The sequence below is a fragment of the Pseudomonas sp. SM4 genome, from assembly GCF_051913165.1.
Taxonomy (GTDB): domain Bacteria; phylum Pseudomonadota; class Gammaproteobacteria; order Pseudomonadales; family Pseudomonadaceae; genus Aquipseudomonas.
The window spans coordinates 515875-534595 of record NZ_JBODOE010000001.1 but is presented as its reverse complement, the minus strand read 5'-3'; the positions used below and the strand labels follow the sequence as shown (position 1 = coordinate 534595).

16 protein-coding genes are annotated in these 18721 nt (G+C 59.5%); 1 reads left to right on the top strand and 15 read right to left on the bottom strand.

The genetic code is table 11. The features are described 5' to 3' along the window. Positions 1-39: 39 nt before the first annotated feature. The 5 genes from surE to ACQ4MY_RS02340 all read right to left on the bottom strand — a co-directional run bounded on the left by surE (position 40) and on the right by ACQ4MY_RS02340 (position 4373). On the bottom strand, positions 40-789 hold the full coding sequence (gene surE, locus ACQ4MY_RS02360) for a 5'/3'-nucleotidase SurE (protein WP_008081730.1): 750 nt from the start codon (positions 787-789) through the stop codon (positions 40-42). Continuing rightward, positions 777-1835: a tRNA pseudouridine(13) synthase TruD gene (gene truD, locus ACQ4MY_RS02355; protein WP_440093485.1), complete on the bottom strand. Its 1059-nt coding sequence runs from the start codon at positions 1833-1835 to the stop codon at positions 777-779. The genes surE and truD overlap by 13 nt, the downstream gene beginning before the upstream one ends. After that, a complete protein-coding gene (gene ispF / locus ACQ4MY_RS02350) occupies positions 1832-2305 on the bottom strand; it encodes a 2-C-methyl-D-erythritol 2,4-cyclodiphosphate synthase (protein WP_034149878.1) in 474 nt (157 codons plus the stop codon). Before ispF ends, truD begins: the two co-directional genes overlap by 4 nt. Before the next feature lie 44 nt (positions 2306-2349). After that, positions 2350-3195: an S-formylglutathione hydrolase gene (gene fghA, locus ACQ4MY_RS02345; RefSeq protein ID WP_008081727.1), complete on the bottom strand. Its 846-nt coding sequence runs from the start codon at positions 3193-3195 to the stop codon at positions 2350-2352. A gap of 65 nt (positions 3196-3260) precedes the next feature. Continuing rightward, positions 3261-4373: an S-(hydroxymethyl)glutathione dehydrogenase/class III alcohol dehydrogenase gene (locus ACQ4MY_RS02340; RefSeq protein WP_008081726.1), complete on the bottom strand. Its 1113-nt coding sequence runs from the start codon at positions 4371-4373 to the stop codon at positions 3261-3263. Between the two features lie 116 nt (positions 4374-4489). Here ACQ4MY_RS02340 and ACQ4MY_RS02335 point away from each other — a divergent pair, with 116 nt between their 5' ends. Next, positions 4490-5386, top strand: a complete 897-nt coding sequence (locus ACQ4MY_RS02335) for a LysR substrate-binding domain-containing protein (RefSeq protein WP_440093481.1) — start codon at positions 4490-4492, stop codon at positions 5384-5386. 87 nt (positions 5387-5473) lie between these two features. Here ACQ4MY_RS02335 and ispD read toward each other — a convergent pair whose 3' ends face one another. The 10 genes from ispD to lpxB form a co-directional block, all read right to left on the bottom strand. Further along, positions 5474-6181 (bottom strand): 2-C-methyl-D-erythritol 4-phosphate cytidylyltransferase, encoded by a 708-nt coding sequence (ispD, locus tag ACQ4MY_RS02330; protein ID WP_440093479.1) that lies wholly within the window; start codon positions 6179-6181, stop codon positions 5474-5476. Beyond that, entirely contained in the window at positions 6178-6456 is a 279-nt protein-coding gene (gene ftsB, locus ACQ4MY_RS02325) for a cell division protein FtsB (RefSeq protein ID WP_007908838.1), read from the bottom strand. The genes ispD and ftsB overlap by 4 nt, the downstream gene beginning before the upstream one ends. 172 nt (positions 6457-6628) lie before the next feature. Continuing rightward, positions 6629-7918 (bottom strand): phosphopyruvate hydratase, encoded by a 1290-nt coding sequence (gene eno / locus ACQ4MY_RS02320; protein WP_007908839.1) that lies wholly within the window; start codon positions 7916-7918, stop codon positions 6629-6631. A 156-nt stretch (positions 7919-8074) separates the two neighbouring features. Beyond that, positions 8075-8920 (bottom strand): 3-deoxy-8-phosphooctulonate synthase, encoded by an 846-nt coding sequence (kdsA, locus tag ACQ4MY_RS02315; RefSeq protein ID WP_008081720.1) that lies wholly within the window; start codon positions 8918-8920, stop codon positions 8075-8077. Positions 8921-8924: 4 nt separating this feature from the next. Then, positions 8925-10556 (bottom strand): CTP synthase, encoded by a 1632-nt coding sequence (locus ACQ4MY_RS02310; protein ID WP_008081719.1) that lies wholly within the window; start codon positions 10554-10556, stop codon positions 8925-8927. A 274-nt stretch (positions 10557-10830) separates the two neighbouring features. Next, positions 10831-12159: a tRNA lysidine(34) synthetase TilS gene (tilS, locus tag ACQ4MY_RS02305; RefSeq protein ID WP_440093476.1), complete on the bottom strand. Its 1329-nt coding sequence runs from the start codon at positions 12157-12159 to the stop codon at positions 10831-10833. 108 nt (positions 12160-12267) lie between these two features. Next, positions 12268-13215 (bottom strand): acetyl-CoA carboxylase carboxyltransferase subunit alpha, encoded by a 948-nt coding sequence (locus ACQ4MY_RS02300; RefSeq protein ID WP_008081717.1) that lies wholly within the window; start codon positions 13213-13215, stop codon positions 12268-12270. Between the two features lie 139 nt (positions 13216-13354). Continuing rightward, the gene (dnaE, locus tag ACQ4MY_RS02295; RefSeq protein WP_440093474.1) at positions 13355-16876 is read right to left on the bottom strand and encodes a DNA polymerase III subunit alpha; all 3522 of its coding nucleotides are present in this window, start codon (positions 16874-16876) and stop codon (positions 13355-13357) included. A 76-nt stretch (positions 16877-16952) separates the two neighbouring features. Then, positions 16953-17579, bottom strand: a complete 627-nt coding sequence (gene rnhB, locus ACQ4MY_RS02290) for a ribonuclease HII (RefSeq protein WP_159813170.1) — start codon at positions 17577-17579, stop codon at positions 16953-16955. An 11-nt stretch (positions 17580-17590) separates the two neighbouring features. Continuing rightward, complete coding sequence (gene lpxB, locus ACQ4MY_RS02285; RefSeq protein ID WP_440093473.1) at positions 17591-18721, bottom strand: lipid-A-disaccharide synthase; 1131 nt, start codon at positions 18719-18721, stop codon at positions 17591-17593.

Below are 18721 nucleotides of genomic sequence, written 5' to 3'. Positions count from 1 at the left end.
CGATGCCGCTGCGCAGTCGGTCTTCGTGTTCGCGAGCCATCAGCGCAGTCCCTCGAGCCAGCCGTCGAGGCTTCGGAAAGCATCGTTGAAGGTGCGATCGAGCTGCAACGGGGTGATGGAAACGTAACCCTGCATCACCGCATGGAAGTCCGTGCCCGGGCCGCCGTCTTCGGCGTCGCCAGCAGCGGCAATCCAGTAGCCGGCCTTGCCACGTGGATCGACCACTTTCATCGGTGCCGCCGCCCGGGCGCGATGACCGAGGCGGGTCAGCTGGATACCGCGAATATGGTCGATCGGCAGGTTCGGAATGTTCACGTTGAGCACCGTGCGCGGCGGCAGGTCGAGCCCGGCATGGGCCTCGACCAGTTTGCGCGCAAAGTAGGCCGCTGTCGGCAGATTATCCACCTGACGCGAGACCAGCGAGAAGGCAAACGACGGACGCTCCAGGAAGCGTCCTTCAAGAGCTGCCGCCACTGTCCCGGAATACAAAACGTCGTCACCCAGATTGGCGCCGAGATTGATGCCCGACACCACCATGTCCGGCTGGCGCTCCAGCAAGCCATTAAGGCCCAGGTGCACGCAGTCGGTCGGGGTGCCGTTGAGGCTGATAAAGCCGTTGGCCAGGTATTGCGGGTGCAGCGGACGGTCGAGCGTCAGCGAACTGCTGGCGCCGCTTTTGTCCTGCTCCGGGGCGATAACCACGCATTCGGTGTAATCCGCCAGCGCAGCATAAAGCGCGGCGAGACCGGGTGCGGTTACCCCATCATCGTTAGAAATCAGAATACGCATGGGCTGTCCGTCTGCCCCACCGGCACCAGATCAACGAGTTCGCGCACCAATACGGTGGCGAAGCATCCGGCCGGGAGGACGAATTCCAGTTGCAGAATGTCAGGCTGGGGATAATGCCACGTCAACCCGCCAATGGGCAGCCGCAGGATGCGACGTTCGTGGCTCATGCCGGCATGAACCAACCAATCGCGCAGCTCTGCTTCATCGGCAGCGATCCCCTGCTCCAGTTCATGGACAACGCCTGCGGTCGGCGAGTCACCTTCGCCCCACTGCGGGCCGGTCGGGTGCAGATCGAGAATCGCCAGGCGCGGGTCGCTGCATTCAGCTTCACCGGCCGGGAAAAAGCTGCGGCTGTCGGTGAACGCCAGCAGATCGCCAATCTGAGCTTTTTGCCAAGTGCCATCAGCCACACGCGCCGCCAGCACTTTGTTGAACAGAAAGCTGCGCGCCGTCGACAGCAGACGCGAACGCACATTGCGCTGCTCCGGCAAGGCCTTGCGCGCTGCCCACGCACGCGCATCAACGACGTTGCCGCCGTCATGGCCGAAACGCTGGGCGCCGAAATAATTGGGGATGCCTTGCTGGGCGATCAGTTGCAGACGTTGTTCAATCGCGTCTTTATCACCAGTGAACTGAGTCAGGCGCAAGGTGAAACCATTGGCCGAATGCGCACCGCGTTGCAGCTTGCGTTTGTGGCGAGTGGTCTTGAGGATCTTCAGCGTATCGTTTTCCGCCGCCGACAGATCCGGGTCGGCCTTGCCCGGCAGTTGCACGCTGAACCACTGGCGGGTCAGCGCCTGACGATCCTTGAGACCGGCATAACTGACGGTACGCAGCGGCACGCCGGCAGCCTTGGCGATACGCCGTGCGGCTTCTTCAGTGTTGAGGCCGCGTTTCTCGACCCAGATCCACAGGTGTTCGCCATCGCCGCTGAACGGGATGTCGAGCACTTCATCGACCTGAAAATCTTCAGCGATGGCTTTCAGCACCGCGCTGCCGAGGGCGTCGCCATAGGCGCGCGGGCCGAGCAATTGCAGTTCGTTCATGCGCGCAGCAACAAGGCAACGGAGTGCACGGCGATGCCTTCTTCGCGACCGACAAAGCCAAGCTTTTCGGTGGTGGTAGCTTTCACGTTCACTTGATCCAACTCAACTTGAAGATCCGCCGCGATCAGCGCGCGCATCGATTCGATATGCGGGGCCATTTTCGGCGCCTGGGCAACGATGGTGTTGTCGACGTTGCCGACTTTCCAGCCTTTGGCGTGGATCAGCGCGACCACATGCCGCAGCAGCGCACGGCTGTCGGCGCCCTTGAATTGCGGGTCAGTGTCCGGGAAATGCTTGCCGATATCGCCCAGCGCCGCGGCGCCGAGCAAGGCATCGCTCAAGGCGTGCAGCAGGACGTCACCGTCGGAATGAGCGAGCAGCCCGAAGCTGTGTGCAATGCGCACGCCGCCCAGAGTAATGAAATCGCCTTCAGCGAAACGATGCACATCATAGCCGTGGCCAATACGCATAAAAAAAACGCCCCGATTTTTGTCAGGGCGTGATTCTACCTGCATTAGGCCTTAAGGGCGCGTGCGTGATGCTGCAAGTGGTCGTCTATGAAGCTTGCGATGAAGAAATAGCTGTGGTCGTAGCCCGGTTGCAGGCGCAACGTCAGCGGATGGCCCGCCTGTTTTGCTGCTTGTTGCAGGGCTTCGGGTTTGAGCTGGGTGGCGAGGAAGTCATCGCGGTCACCTTGATCGACCAACAGCGGCAGTTTTTCATCCGCCTCGGCGATCAGCGCGCAGGCATCCCACTCCTTCCACTTGGAACGGTCTTCGCCCAGGAAGCGGGAAAAGGCTTTTTGCCCCCACGGGCAATCCATCGGGTTGTTGATGGGTGAGAACGCCGACACCGATTGATAGCGACCCGGGTTGCGCAATGCGCAGACCAATGCGCCGTGGCCGCCCATGGAGTGGCCGCTGATGCTGCGTTTGTCGGATGCGGGGAAATGCGCTTCAACCAGTGAGGGCAATTCCTGCACAACATAGTCATGCATCCGATAGTGACGCGACCAAGGTTCCTGCGTGGCATTCAGATAGAAGCCGGCGCCAAGGCCGAAATCCCATGCGCCATCCGGATCGCCCGGTACATCCGGCCCACGCGGGCTAGTGTCCGGGGCGACGATGATCAAACCCAGTTCGGCGGCCATGCGCATCGCGCCAGCCTTCTGCATGAAATTTTCATCGGTGCAGGTCAGGCCCGACAGCCAGTACAGCACCGGCAGTTTTCCGCCCTGCTCCGCCTGCGGTGGCAGGTACACAGCAAACACCATGTCGCAACCGAGCACGTCGGAGCGATGGCGATAGCGCTTGTGCCAGCCGCCAAAACTTTTCTGACAGGAGATGTTTTCCAGGCTCATGTAAAGACTCCTACGCGGTCACGGCAACACGCCTTCACGACGTGTCGCCATATCCCGGCGATTGATCAGAAATGAATGACGGTACGGATGCTTTTGCCTTCGTGCATCAGGTCGAACGCCTTGTTGATGTCTTCCAGGCCCATGGTGTGGGTGATGAAAGTATCCAGCGGAATCTCGCCGCTCTGAGCCATGTCGACGTAGCTTGGCAACTCGGTGCGACCACGAACGCCGCCGAATGCCGAACCGCGCCAGACGCGACCGGTGACCAACTGGAATGGACGGGTGGAGATTTCCTGGCCGGCACCGGCGACACCGATGATCACCGACTCGCCCCAGCCCTTGTGGCAGCACTCAAGGGCTGCGCGCATCAGTTGCACATTGCCGATGCATTCGAAGGAGAAGTCAACGCCGCCATCGGTCATGTCGACGATCACTTCCTGGATCGGACGATCGAAATCTTTCGGGTTGACGCAATCGGTGGCACCGAGTTGCTTGGCGATTTCGAACTTGGCCGGGTTGATGTCGATAGCGATGATGCGCGCAGCCTTGGCTTTAACAGCGCCGATCACCGCAGAAAGACCGATGCCGCCCAGACCGAAGATGGCCACGGTGTCCCCCGGCTTGACCTTGGCGGTGTTGAGCACAGCACCGATACCGGTGGTCACGCCGCAACCCAGCAGGCAAACCTTCTCGAGCGGCGCATCTTTGGAGATCTTCGCTACGGAGATTTCCGGCAACACGGTGTATTCCGAGAACGTCGACGTACCCATGTAGTGGAAAATTGTTTCGCCCTTGTAGGAAAAACGCGAAGTGCCGTCCGGCATCAAGCCTTTGCCCTGAGTCGCGCGAATCGCCTGACACAGGTTGGTCTTGCCCGACTTACAGAATTTGCACTGGCCACATTCCGGGGTGTACAGCGGAATGACGTGGTCGCCAACGGCAACCGAGGTTACGCCTTCACCGATGGCTTCAACGATAGCGCCGCCTTCGTGACCGAGGATCGACGGAAAGATGCCTTCCGGATCAGCGCCGGACAGGGTGTAGGCGTCAGTGTGGCAAACACCGGAAGCGACTACGCGCAGCAATACTTCACCGGCCTTGGGCATGGCGACATCGACTTCTACGATTTCCAGCGGCTTCTTGGCCTCGAAGGCAACGGCGGCGCGCGACTTGATCATGCTGACTCTCCAGTAAATCCATTGAATAAAAAAACCAGACAGCCAGTGTAGTTCAGCGCTGACTGATGAATAATCCGGACAAATGCAAAATATTATTGCCGTACAGGGATAATCCAATGTCCGAGAACCGCTGGGAAGGCATCGACGAATTTGTTGCCGTGGCTGAATGCAGCCAGTTCACCGCCGCCGCTGAACGCCTTGGGGTTTCTTCCTCGCACGTCAGTCGACAAATCGTACGACTGGAAGAGCGCTTGCAGACGCGCCTGCTCTATCGCAGTACTCGGCGGGTGACGCTGACCGAAGCCGGGCAGACTTTCCTCCAGCATTGCCAACGTTTGCAGGATGGTCGCGAGGAGGCGTTGCGTGCGGTAGGCGATCTGACCAGCGAACCGAAAGGCATGCTGCGCATGACCTGCGCGGTGGCATACGGCGAACGCTTTATCGTGCCGCTGGTGACGCGGTTTATGGGGCTGTATCCGCAGTTGCGTATTGATATCGAGCTGAGCAATCGCCAACTTGATCTGGTGCATGAAGGGCTGGATCTGGCGATTCGGTTGGGTCGGTTACAGGATTCGCGATTGGTCGCAGCACGACTGGCACCCCGACGCATGTACCTGTGTGCGTCACCGTCCTACCTTGAGCGGTACGGTCGCCCACACAGTTTGTCGGAACTGAGTCGGCATAATTGCCTGATCGGCAGCTCGGATATCTGGCAACTCGAACAGAACGGTCGGGAATTTTCTCAGCGAGTGCAGGGAAACTGGCGCTGCAACAGTGGGCAAGCAGTGCTGGATGCAGCGTTGCAGGGGGTCGGGCTGTGTCAGTTGCCGGATTATTACGTGCTGGAGCATCTGCACAGTGGCGCGTTGATTTCGTTGCTGGAGACGCATCAGCCGCCGAATACGGCGGTGTGGGCGTTGTATCCGCAGCAACGGCATTTGTCGCCGAAGGTGCGCAAGTTGGTGGATTTTTTGAAGGAGGGATTGGCTGAGCGGCCGGAATATCGAGGTTGAAAAGCAAAAGATCGCAGCCTTCGGCAGCTCCTACAAAGGCATGCGAACCCATGTAGGAGCTGCCGAAGGCTGCGATCTTTTGATCTTTTAGCGACGGTTAGCCCAACGCTGGCGCAACCATTCGAGATCTTCCGGCCGGGTAACCTTGAGGTTATCCGCGCGCCCTTCGATCAGTCGCGGCTTCAGCCCCGCCCACTCCATCGCCGACGCTTCGTCAGTAATTACGGCATCCGCAACCAGACTGTCCGCCAATGCCCGATGCAACGCGCCGAGGCGAAACATCTGCGGTGTATACGCCTGCCAGATCACACTTCGATCGACGGTTTCCACTACACGGCCATGCTTGTCGACCCGTTTCAAGGTGTCGCGCGCAGGCACCGCAAGCAATCCGCCTACCGGATCGTCCACCAGTTCATCGAGTAACTTGTCGAGATCTTCGCGGCTCAGGTTGGGCCGTGCCGCATCGTGCACCAGCACCCAATCCTCATCATCGGCACCTTGCGCATGCAAATGCAGCAAGGCATTGAGCACCGAGCCAGAACGCTCGGTGCCACCCTCGACGCGCTGAATTCGCGAGTCGCCAGCGCACGCCAGGTTCGGCCAGTAAGGATCATCAACCGCAAGACTGACCACCAACCCCTTGAGGCTTGGGTGATCGAGGAAACAGCCGAGGCTGTGTTCGAGAATTGTGCGCCCGCCCAGTTGCAGATATTGCTTGGGACGGTCCGCGGCCATTCGGGCACCGACGCCCGCGGCAGGAACCACGGCCCAGAAGGCCGGAAGGGAATTGATCATTGGGCCAACTGATAAAGGGTTTCGCCGTCCTTGACCATGCCCAGCTCGTGACGAGCCCGTTCTTCAACGGTCTCCATACCTTTCTTCAACTCGCTGACTTCAGCGTCCATCACTCGGTTGCGCTCCAGCAAACCCTCGTTCTCGGCATGTTGATCAGCAATCTGCTGATTCAGCTCGGCGACCTGCGCCAGACTGCCATTGCCCACCCACAGGCGGTACTGCAGACCGGCCAGCAGCAAGAGCAGAACGAGAAACAACCAGTAAGGACTGCGCATCGAATATCAGGTATCCAGTGAAAAAAGACAGCCACGCCAAAACTTTGAAGCATCTGATAGCACGAAGCCTGGAAAGATCCAGGCTTGTGCTGTCAAGGCATCAGATTAGTGGCAAATCCATCGCTGTCACGACTTTTTCGACACAATCCGCTGTCCTTTTATCAGTTGGTACTCAGCCGCGGAACTCGCTGCGACCGTTGTACTTGGCTTTGCCATTCAGCTGCTCTTCGATACGCAGCAGTTGGTTGTACTTGGAAACGCGGTCGGAACGGCACAGCGAACCGGTCTTGATCTGGCCAGCCGAGGTGCCCACAGCAAGGTCGGCAATGGTCGAATCTTCGGTTTCGCCGGAACGGTGCGAGATCACCGCGGTGTAACCGGCAGCCTTGGCCATCTGGATGGCTTCAAGGGTTTCGGTCAGGGTGCCGATCTGGTTGAACTTGATCAGGATCGAGTTGGCGATGTTTTTATCGATGCCCTCTTTCAGGATCTTGGTGTTGGTGACGAACAGGTCGTCGCCTACCAGTTGCACCTTCTCGCCGATCTTGTCGGTGAGGATCTTCCAGCCAGCCCAGTCGGACTCGTCCAGACCGTCTTCGATCGAGATGATCGGGTAACGCTCGGTCAGACCTTTCAGGTAGTCGGCGAAACCTTCAGCGGTGAACACCTGGCCTTCGCCGGACAGGTTGTACTTGCCGTCTTCGTAGAATTCGCTCGCCGCGCAGTCCAGCGCCAGGGTCACGTCGGTGCCCAGCTTGTAACCGGCGTTGGCAACAGCTTCCGAGATCACTTTCAGCGCGTCTTCGTTGGAGGCCAGGTTCGGTGCAAAACCGCCTTCGTCGCCAACGGCGGTGCTCAGGCCACGGGCCTTCAGCACAGCTTTCAAGTGATGGAAAATCTCGGTGCCCATGCGCAGACCTTCCGAGAAAGACTTGGCGCCAACCGGCTGCACCATGAATTCCTGGATGTCGACGTTGTTATCGGCGTGCTCGCCACCGTTGATGATGTTCATCATCGGTACCGGCATCGAGTAAACACCCGGCGTGCCGTTGAGGTTGGCGATGTGTGCGTACAGCGGCAGGTCCTGATCCTGAGCAGCAGCCTTGGCCGCAGCCAGGGACACGGCGAGGATGGCGTTGGCGCCCAGGGTCGCTTTGTTTTCGGTACCGTCGAGCTTGATCATCGCGTGATCCAGCGCTTTCTGGTCGCTTGGGTCGGTGCCCAGCAGCAGATCGCGGATCGGGCCGTTGATGTTGGCGACTGCTTTCAGTACGCCTTTGCCCAGATAACGGCTCTTGTCGCCATCACGCAGCTCGAGCGCTTCACGCGAGCCAGTGGATGCACCGGACGGCGCGCAAGCGCTGCCGATGATGCCGTTGTCGAGAAGCACATCCGCTTCCACGGTGGGATTGCCACGGGAGTCGAGAACTTCACGACCTTTGATGTCGACGATTTTTGCCATTGTTGTAAACACTCCAAAGTTGACGAAAACGACGCAGCTAGAGGAAATCTTTTTACCGTCGGCAAGTGGTGTGCAGCGGGCAGCTTGCAGACGACAACGCACATGCCCGAGGGCATGTGCGACAAATCGTGCGGTACTTTACCGGAGAATTGAGTGTTACGCGGTTTCTACCGTCGGAAAACTCTTCACCAGTTCGTCCAAAGCTTTGAGCTGGGCCAGAAATGGCTCCAGTTTGTCCAGACGCAAGGCGCAAGGGCCGTCGCATTTGGCGTTGTCCGGATCCGGATGCGCTTCGAGGAACAGACCCGCCAGCGACTGGCTCATGCCCGCCTTGGCCAAATCCAGAACCTGCGCACGGCGACCGCCAGCGGAGTCGGAACGACCGCCTGGCATTTGCAGCGCGTGGGTCACGTCGAAGAAAACCGGGTACTCGAACTGCTTCATGATGCCGAAGCCGAGCATGTCGACCACGAGGTTGTTGTAGCCGAAGCTCGAACCACGCTCGCAGAGGATCAGTTGGTCGTTACCCGCTTCCACGCATTTGCTCAGGATGTGTTTCATTTCCTGAGGCGCGAGAAACTGGGCTTTCTTGATGTTGATCACTGCGTTGGTCTTGGCCATCGCGACGACCAGATCGGTCTGGCGCGACAGGAAGGCCGGCAGCTGAATGATGTCGCAGACCTCAGCGACGACCGCGGCCTGATCAGGCTCGTGGACGTCGGTGATGATCGGTACACCGAAAGCTTGTTTGATGTCCTGGAAGATGCGCATGCCTTCTTCCAGGCCAGGGCCACGATACGAATGCACAGAAGACCGGTTGGCCTTGTCGAAACTGGCCTTGAACACGTATGGGATACCGAGTTTCTCGGTGACCTTCACGTACTCTTCACAAACCTGCATAGCCATGTCACGGCTTTCCAGCACGTTCATGCCGCCGAACAGCACCATGGGTTTGTCGTTGGCAATCTCGATGTCGCCGACGCGGATGATCTTCTGTGCCATCGGGTTACGCCTTCTTCTGGTGTTGAGCCAACGCAGCTTTGACGAAACCGCTGAACAGCGGGTGGCCATCGCGTGGTGTCGAGGTGAACTCAGGGTGGAACTGGCAAGCGACGAACCATGGATGATCCGCTGCTTCAACCACTTCAACCAAGGCTGCGTCAGCGGAGCGACCGGAAATCTTCAGGCCGGCTTCGATGATTTGTGGCAGCAGGTTGTTGTTCACTTCGTAACGGTGACGGTGACGTTCAACGATCACGTCCTTGCCGTAGCAATCGTGCACCTTGGAGCCGGTTTCGAGCAGGCACTCCTGAGCGCCGAGGCGCATGGTGCCGCCCAGATCGGACGCTTCGGTACGCACTTCAACGGCGCCGGTGGCGTCTTCCCATTCGGTGATCAGACCGACAACCGGATGGCCGCTGGCGCGGTCGAACTCGGTGGAGTTGGCGTCTTTCCAGCCCATCACGTTACGGGCGAACTCGATGACTGCCACTTGCATGCCCAAGCAGATGCCCAGGTACGGAACCTTGTTCTCACGAGCGTACTGCACGGCAGTGATCTTGCCTTCCACGCCACGCAGACCGAAACCGCCCGGTACGAGGATCGCGTCGACACCTTCGAGCAGCGCAGTGCCCTGGTTTTCGATGTCTTCGGAATCGATGTAACGCAGGTTGACCTTGGTGCGGTTGCTGATGCCGGCATGGCTCATCGCTTCGATCAGCGACTTGTAGGCGTCCAGCAATTCCATGTACTTGCCGACCATGGCGATGGTCACTTCGTGTTCCGGGTTCAGCTTGGCGTCAACCACCGCTTCCCACTCGGACAGATCAGCGCTGCCGCACTGCAGACCGAAACGCTCAACAACGAAATCGTCCAGACCCTGCGAGTGCAGGATGCCCGGGATCTTGTAGATGGTGTCGGCGTCTTCCAGCGCGATCACCGCACGTTCTTCAACGTTGGTGAACTGAGCGATCTTGCGACGCGACGAGATGTCGATCGGGTGATCGGAACGGCACACCAGTACGTCTGGCTGCAGGCCGATCGAGCGCAATTCTTTGACCGAGTGCTGAGTTGGCTTGGTCTTGGTCTCGCCAGCGGTGGCGATGTACGGAACCAGAGTCAGGTGCATCAACATCGCGCGCTTGGCGCCGACTTCGAAACGCAGTTGACGGATGGCTTCGAGGAACGGTTGCGACTCGATGTCACCGACGGTGCCACCGATTTCGACCATGGCCACGTCAGCATCGCCAGCACCCTTGATGATGCGGCGCTTGATTTCGTCGGTGATGTGCGGAATCACCTGGATGGTTGCACCCAGGTAGTCACCACGGCGCTCTTTGCGCAGCACGTGTTCGTAGACACGGCCAGTGGTGAAGTTGTTGTTCTGGGTCATGGTCGTGCGGATGAACCGCTCGTAGTGGCCCAGGTCCAGGTCGGTCTCGGCGCCGTCGTGGGTGACGAACACTTCGCCGTGCTGGAACGGGCTCATGGTGCCCGGGTCAACGTTGATGTACGGATCCAGCTTGAGCATGGTGACCTTAAGTCCCCGCGCCTCCAGGATGGCTGCCAATGAAGCCGATGCAATGCCTTTCCCCAAAGAAGAAACAACACCGCCCGTGACGAATATGTAGCGCGTCATGAAAAACCCTAGAAGTCTGCGTTAAAGCGGTCCGAGCCGCCGGGGAAAGCGAAGGAAGGCCGAAGCCCCCGATCACCTGCATTAATCACAGTGCACCTTTCAAAAAAACCGCCGCGTTGGGACAGACCGGCAGATGAAACACCGGTACGTTGCTCGCTACACATTTTTTGGAATCGCCCAGCAAAGACTGCTTGGTAATCGGCAACTCCTGCAATTCAGGCGAATCCACAGAAGTTGTATCAAGAAGGGAGCGTAGTCTACCGGAATGCTCCTTTCAGCTCAAACCTTGATCTTCGTCTGTTGGCTGCCAATGCAATTGCCAGCCGTCTTGCCCATTGCCATCAAGCCCCGGCAGGTTCGCCACCGCGAGCAGTTTGTCGCCGCGAAACAGCAGCGGCAATCTGCCACGCACGAAGCCCGGTACCGCGCGCTCGTTGAGCAGGCGCTTGAGATCACGATGACCGCGATCCGCCAGATGCATCACTTCGCCACCCTGACGATAGGCGATGCGCAATGGCCCGCAAGGCGTCTGCCCGCTGAACATGACACGGCCGTTATCGGCCAAGCGTAGCGCTGACGATGGCACTTGCCAGTCGGCGCCGATCACCGGCGCGCGCAACCAGTTACCGCTCAGCCACCACACACGACCGGCGCTACGGTGCAACTCGCCCTCAGCCAGCCGCCAGACGGGTGATGCATCGGGAGCGGCTTTGCACAGATCCGTCCAACCCGACCAATGGTCGCTGTCGGGCAGTTGCGTGAAGGGTTCGAGCCAATGGCTGATCGCGTTTCGTTGCCGGGCGGCAGACAGTGCCGCGAGCGGCGCCAGTTCCAGCGACGGTAAGCCCAACCATGCGTAATCATGGGCAGTCGCAGCTTGCGCCAGATCGATCTGCGCCAGTTCGTCTAGCAGCCCCTGCGCCTCACGCAGATGCGCGGCGCTGCGGGCCATGCTTGCCTGCGCTTGCGGCCAGCGAGCGCTCAGCAGCGGCATGACCTGATGGCGCAGATAGTTGCGCGAGAATTGCCGATCCTGATTGGACGGGTCTTCGATCCAGCGCAATTGATGAGCCTGCGCATACTCTTCCAGCTCGGCCCGAGAAATATCCAGCAACGGACGAATCAGAGTGCCCTGCCCCACCGGCCGCTGGGCGAGCATCCCGGACAATCCGCGCACACCCGCACCGCGCAATAACCGGAACAACAGCGTTTCCGCCTGATCATCGCGATGCTGACCGGTCAGCAACACATTATCGGTCTGCGTCAGCGAACTGAACACCGCATAACGCGCATCCCGTGCTGCTCGCTCCAGACTCGCGCCCGGTTGCACCTTCACCCGCTCGATAAGCAACGGCACACCCAACGCATCGCAAACGGACTGACAATGTTGCGGCCACGCATCAGCCGCAGCCTGGAGGCCGTGATGGATATGAATAGCGCTTAGCGGAGGGAGGGATTCGAATTTCGCCAGAGAGGCAAGCAGATGCAGCAGAACAGTGGAATCGAGTCCACCAGAGAAGGCGATACGCCAATGAGCGGCATTGCGCCAAGGCTCAAGGTTCAGCAGAAGCCGCGACGGCAAATCACTCTTCGAAGAATTCATAGAGAGGGTCGCTTCTCAAAGATCCTGTAGGAGCTGCCGAAGGCTGCGATCTTTTGATCTTGAAAGATCGCAGCCTTCGGCAGCTCCTACAGGGGTACTGCGTTCGACTTAGAGGCCGTAGCTCATCAGTCGATCATAACGGCGCTTGAGCAGCGCTTCGTTATCGAACGTCTTCAGCATCGCCAGTTGCGAGCTCAGCTCGGCACGAATCGAGGCAGCCGCGGTGGCCGGATCACGGTGTGCGCCGCCCAGAGGCTCGCCAATCACCTTGTCGACAATGCCCAGGCCTTTCAGACGCTCAGCGGTGATGCCCATCGCTTCAGCAGCATCCGGCGCTTTTTCGGCGGTTTTCCACAAAATAGATGCGCAACCTTCCGGCGAGATCACCGCGTAGGTCGAGTACTGCAGCATGTTCAACTGATCGCAAACACCGATCGCCAATGCACCGCCGGAACCACCTTCACCGATAACGGTGGCGATGATCGGGGTTTTCAGGCGCGACATCACACGCAGGTTCCAGGCGATCGCTTCGCTCTGGTTGCGCTCTTCAGCGTCAATACCAGGGTAAGCACCCGGGGTGTCGATGAAGGTCAGGATCGGCATTTTGAAACGCTCGGCCATCTCCATCAGACGGCAAGCCTTGCGGTAGCCTTCCGGACGCGGCATGCCGAAGTTGCGGCGCACCTTCTCACGCACTTCACGGCCCTTCTGGTGACCGATGATCATCACCGGCTGGTCGTCCAGACGGGCGATACCGCCAACGATCGCAGCGTCGTCAGAGAAGTGACGGTCGCCGTGCAGTTCGTCGAACTCGGTGAAGATGTGCTGGATGTAGTCCAGGGTGTACGGGCGTTTCGGGTGACGCGCCAGGCGTGCGATCTGCCAACTGGTCAGCTTGCCGAAGATGTCTTCGGTCAGCGTTTTGCTCTTGTCCTGCAGGCGGGAGATCTCATCGCCGATATTCAGCGAATTGTCATTACCGACCAAGCGCAACTCTTCGATCTTGGCTTGCAGGTCGGCGATCGGCTGTTCGAAATCTAGAAAATTCGGGTTCATAGGCGTCCGTCTTGGGTCGTGTCCCAAATGAGCTTGGGTCGGCCGGTTGTCTATTCGCGCCCTACCTTAAGGGAGAGGCGCGCTGAGGTCGAGATTAAAAATTCAGGTGGCGGGCGAGCGCAATGATGGCACTCGCCGGTCAACGGTATTGGAGGAAGACGTTGTCTCGCCCGAACTGGTCACGCAGTGCTTGAATCAACGCATCTGCCGGGTCGATCCGCCAGGTCTCGCCAAACTGCAGCAAGGTCTTCGCATCGGGGCTGGTGTACTCCATGGTCACCGGGCATGCGCCGCGATGACGCTTGAGCAAATCACCCAACCAGCGTAGCTGATCGCCTTTCAGGTCCTGGGTTTGCAGCTTCAGGCGCAGGCTCTCGGCAAGGTTGGTGCGCGCATCTTCCATGCTCATCACGCGCTTGACCCGCAGGCGCAGGCCGCCGGAGAAGTCGTCGTTGCTGACTTCGCCTTCAACCACCACCATCGCGTCGGTCTGCAACAGCGACTGCGCGGAGTGGAACGCATCGGCAAACAACGACGCCTCGATCCGCCCGGAGCGGTCGTCGAGGGTGATGAAGCCCATCTTGTCGCCCTTCTTGTTCTTCATCACCCGCAGCGCAATGATCATCCCGGCGACGGTCTGCGTATCGCGGGCCGGTTTCAGGTCGATGATGCGCTGGCGGGCGAAACGACGGATCTCACCTTCGTATTCGTCGATCGGGTGACCGGTCAGGTACAGGCCCAGAGTGTCTTTTTCACCCTTGAGGCGTTCCTTGAGGGTCAGCTCTTTGGCCTTGCGATGCACCGCGTAAACGTCTGCATCTTCCTCGACGAACAAGCCGCCAAACAGGTCGGCGTGACCGCTGTCATGGGTGCGCGCAGTCTGCTCGGCGGATTTGATCGCTTCTTCCATCGCGGCCAGCAGCACCGCACGGTTGCGGTCGATGTTGGCCTGATAAGCCTTTTGCTCTTCATGGAAGAACGGGCCGAGACGATCCAGCGCACCGCTGCGGATCAAACCGTCGAGGGTGCGTTTGTTGATGCGTTTGAGGTCGACGCGGGCGCAGAAATCGAACAGATCCTTGAAAGGCCCGTCCGCGCGCGCCTCAGTGATCGCCTCGACTGGCCCCTCGCCCACCCCCTTGATCGCGCCGAGGCCATAAATGATGCGGCCTTCGTCGTTCACCGTGAACTTGAATTCCGAAGTATTCACATCCGGCGCGTCGAGACGCAGCTTCATGGTGCGAATTTCTTCGATCAAGGTCACGACCTTGTCGGTGTTGTGCATGTCCGCCGACAGTACCGCGGCCATGAACGGCGCCGGGTAGTGGGTCTTCAGCCAGGCGGTCTGGTACGAAACCAGACCGTAAGCAGCCGAGTGAGACTTGTTGAAGCCGTAACCGGCGAATTTTTCCACCAGGTCGAAAATGTTACCGGCGAGGTCGGCTTCGATATTGTTGGTCTTGCAACCCTCAATAAAACCGCCGCGCTGCTTGGCCATCTCTTCGGGTTTTTTCTTACCCATAGCCCGACGCAGCATGTCTGCACCGCCGAGGGTGTAACCGGCCATGACCTGAGCAATCTGCATCACCTGTTCCTGATACAGGATGATGCCGTAGGTCGGCGCCAATACTGGCTTGAGGCCTTCGTATTGATAGTCGGAGTGCGGATACGCCAGCTCGGCGCGACCGTGCTTACGGTTGATAAAGTCATCAACCATGCCCGATTGCAGCGGGCCCGGACGGAACAGGGCCACCAGTGCGATCAAGTCTTCCAGGCAGTCGGGCTTGAGCTTTTTGATCAGCTCTTTCATGCCGCGGGATTCAAGCTGGAACACCGCGGTGGTTTCAGCTTTTTGCAACAGCGTGTACGTCGGTTTGTCGTCGAGCGGGATGAACGCGATGTCCAGCGGCGGCTCGTCGACCTTGGCGCGGTCGCGGTTGATGGTCTTCAGCGCCCAGTCGATCACCGTCAACGTCCGCAGACCGAGGAAGTCGAACTTCACCAGACCGGCCGCTTCAACGTCGTCCTTGTCGAACTGGGTTACCAGACCGTCACCGGCCTCGTCGCAATAGATCGGCGAGAAGTCAGTCAGCTTGGTCGGCGCGATAACCACACCACCGGCGTGTTTACCGACGTTACGCACAACGCCTTCGAGCTTGCGCGCCATCTCCCAGATTTCTGCGGCTTCTTCATCGACCTTGATGAAGTCACGCAGGATTTCTTCCTGCTCGTAGGCTTTTTCCAGGGTCATGCCGACTTCGAACGGAATCATCTTCGACAGACGATCCGCCAAACCGTAGGACTTGCCCTGCACCCGCGCCACGTCGCGCACCACAGCCTTGGCGGCCATGGAACCGAAGGTGATGATCTGGCTTACCGCGTTGCGCCCGTATTTCTCGGCCACGTAATCAATTACGCGGTCACGACCGTCCATGCAGAAGTCGACGTCGAAGTCGGGCATCGAGACCCGTTCCGGGTTAAGGAAACGTTCGAACAGCAGGTCGTATTCCAGCGGGTCGAGGTCGGTGATCTTTTGAACGTAAGCCACCAGCGAACCGGCACCCGAACCACGGCCCGGACCTACCGGTACGCCGTTGCTCTTGGCCCACTGGATAAAGTCCATAACGATCAGGAAGTAACCGGGGAAGCCCATCTGGATGATGATATCCAGCTCGAAATTCAAGCGATCTACATAGACCTGACGCTTGGCTTCGTAGTCTTCGGTGGTGTCCTTGGGCAGCAGCACCGCCAGTCGTTCTTCGAGACCGTCGAAGGAGACTTTGCGGAAATATTCGTCGATGGTCATGCCATCGGGAATCGGGAAGTTGGGCAGGAAGTGCGTGCCCAGTTTCACTTCAATGTTGCAGCGCTTGGCGATCTCGACGGTATTTTCAATCGCATCGGGAATATCGCTGAACAGCTCGATCATTTCCTCGGCGCTTTTCAGGTATTGCTGATCGCTGTAATTCTTCGAACGGCGCGGGTCGTCGAGGGCGCGGCCCTCACCGATGCACACGCGGGTTTCGTGGGCGGCGAAGTCTTCCTGCTTGATGAAGCGCACGTCGTTGCTCGCCACCAGTGGCGCGCCGAGCTTGTCGGCAAGGGCGACGGCGCCGTGCAGTTGCTCTTCATCGTTGGGGCGGTTGGTGCGCTGGATTTCCAGATAGAAGCGATCCGGGAACACCGTCATCCATTCGCGCGCCAAGGCCTCGGCTTCAGCCGGGTTGCCACTGATCAAGGCCATGCCGATCTCGCCCTCTTTGGCGGCGGACAGCATGATCAGTCCTTCGTTGGCTTCAGCGACCCACTCACGCTCGATGATGATCATGCCGTTGCGCTGGCCTTCGATGAAGCCGCGCGAGATCAACTCGGTGAGGTTGCGATAGCCCTTGGCGTTCATCACCAACAGGCTGAGCCGGCTCAGCGGTGCGTCCGGGTCTTTGTTCGACAGCCACAGGTCGGCGCCGCAGATCGGCTTGATGCCGGCGCCCATGGTGTTTTTATAGAATTTGACCAGGGAACACATGTTGTTCTGGTCGGTGACCGCGACCGCCGGCATGTTCATGGCCGTCAGCGCCTTGACCAGCGGCTTGATCCGTACCAGCCCGTCGACCAGCGAGTATTCAGTGTGCAGGCGTAGATGAACGAATGAAGCCGGCATAGTGATCCTGTCCAGTTACATAGAGACAACAAGGCCCGGATTGTACCGGGCCTCGAACAAAACATCAGCCTTGCGACTAAACCTGCGTCAGGCCTTCCAGCGCTTCATAAGCCAGACGCACCGGGGCGAAGGAGCGCCGGTGAATCGGCGTCGGGCCGAGCCGCACTAACGCTTCCAGATGAACGGGCGTCGGGTAGCCTTTATGGCCACCGATGCCGTAACCCGGGTAGATCAATTCGAATGCGGCCATTTCACGGTCACGACTGACCTTGGCCAGAATCGACGCGGCAGCAATGGCCGGCACCTTGCCGTCGCCCTGCACCACCGCTTCGGCGCGCATCGGCAAGTGTGGGCAGCGGTTGCCGTCGATCATCGCCAGTTTCGGCTGAATATGCAGGCCGGCGACCGCGCGCTGCATGGCGAGCATGGTCGCGTGGAGGATGTTCAGCTCGTCGATTTCTTCGACTTCGGCGCGGGCGATGCACCAGCTCAGCGACTTCTCGATGATCTCGTCGTAGAGCTTTTCACGCTTGGCTTCGGTGAGTTTTTTCGAGTCGTTGAGACCGAGGATCGGCCGGTTCGGATCGAGGATTACCGCTGCCGTCACCACGGCACCGCACAACGGGCCACGACCAACCTCATCGACGCCGGCGACCAGTTCTTCGACTTCGGCGACCAGGGTGAAATCCAGGCCCATCTGCATGCTTGTCTTGCTCATCGTGTTTGACCGATCAGGTTAAGGACGGCGTCCGCCGCCTGATTGGAAGCGTCCAGCCGCAGCGTGCGGTGGATCTCGTCGAAGCCACGGGTCTGCTCTTCGCCACCGTCGATCAGCGGCGACAGGGTCTGCGCCAGCGCTTCGACCGTCGCATCATCCTGCAACAGTTCTGGCACCAGCAAGCGCTGGGCGAGCAGGTTCGGCAAAGACACGTACGGGCTCTTGACCATGCGCTTGAGAATCCAGAACGTCAGCGGCGCCAGACGGTAGGCCACTACCATTGGGCGCTTGTACAGCAGCGCTTCGAGGGTCGCGGTGCCGGAAGCGATCAACACGGCGTTACACGCGGCGAGGGCCAGATGGGATTTACCGTCGAGCAAGGTCACCGGCAGATCACGGCCGGCGAGCAGCTCTTCAAGCTGCGCGCGGCGTTCGGGATTGGCGCACGGAATGACAAAGCGCACACCTGGGCGCACGGCGCGCAATCGTTCAGCGGTGTCGAGGAAAAGCCCACCCAAACGCGACACTTCGCCACCACGGCTGCCGGGCATCAACGCCACCAGCGGGCCGTCGGGCAGGCCCAACTCGGCACGCGCCGCCGCGCGATCCGCCTCCAGCGGAATGGTATCGGCCAGCGTGTGGCCGACGAACCGCACCGGCACGCCCTTCTCTTCGTAGAATTTCGCTTCGAACGGCAGCAGCGTCAGCATCAGGTCGCAGCCTTCGCGAATCTTCAGCACGCGTTTCTGCCGCCATGCCCACACCGACGGGCTGACGTAATGCACGGTCTTGATCCCGGCCTGACGCAGCTTCAGTTCGATATTGAGGTTGAAATCCGGAGCATCGATACCGATGAACACGTCCGGCTTCTCGGCGATCAATGTGGCGATCAGGTCCTTGCGGCGTTTGAGCAACTCGCGCAGGCGACCGAGCACTTCCACCAAGCCCATGACCGACAAGCGTTCCATGGGAAAGTACGACGTCAGGCCTTCAGCCTGCATCAGCGGCCCGCCGACGCCGATGAACTCGACCGCCGGATGCTGCGCCTTGAGGGCGCGCATGAGACCGGCGCCGAGAATGTCACCGGAAGCCTCACCCGCCACCAGCGCAATACGCAAATTAGCCAT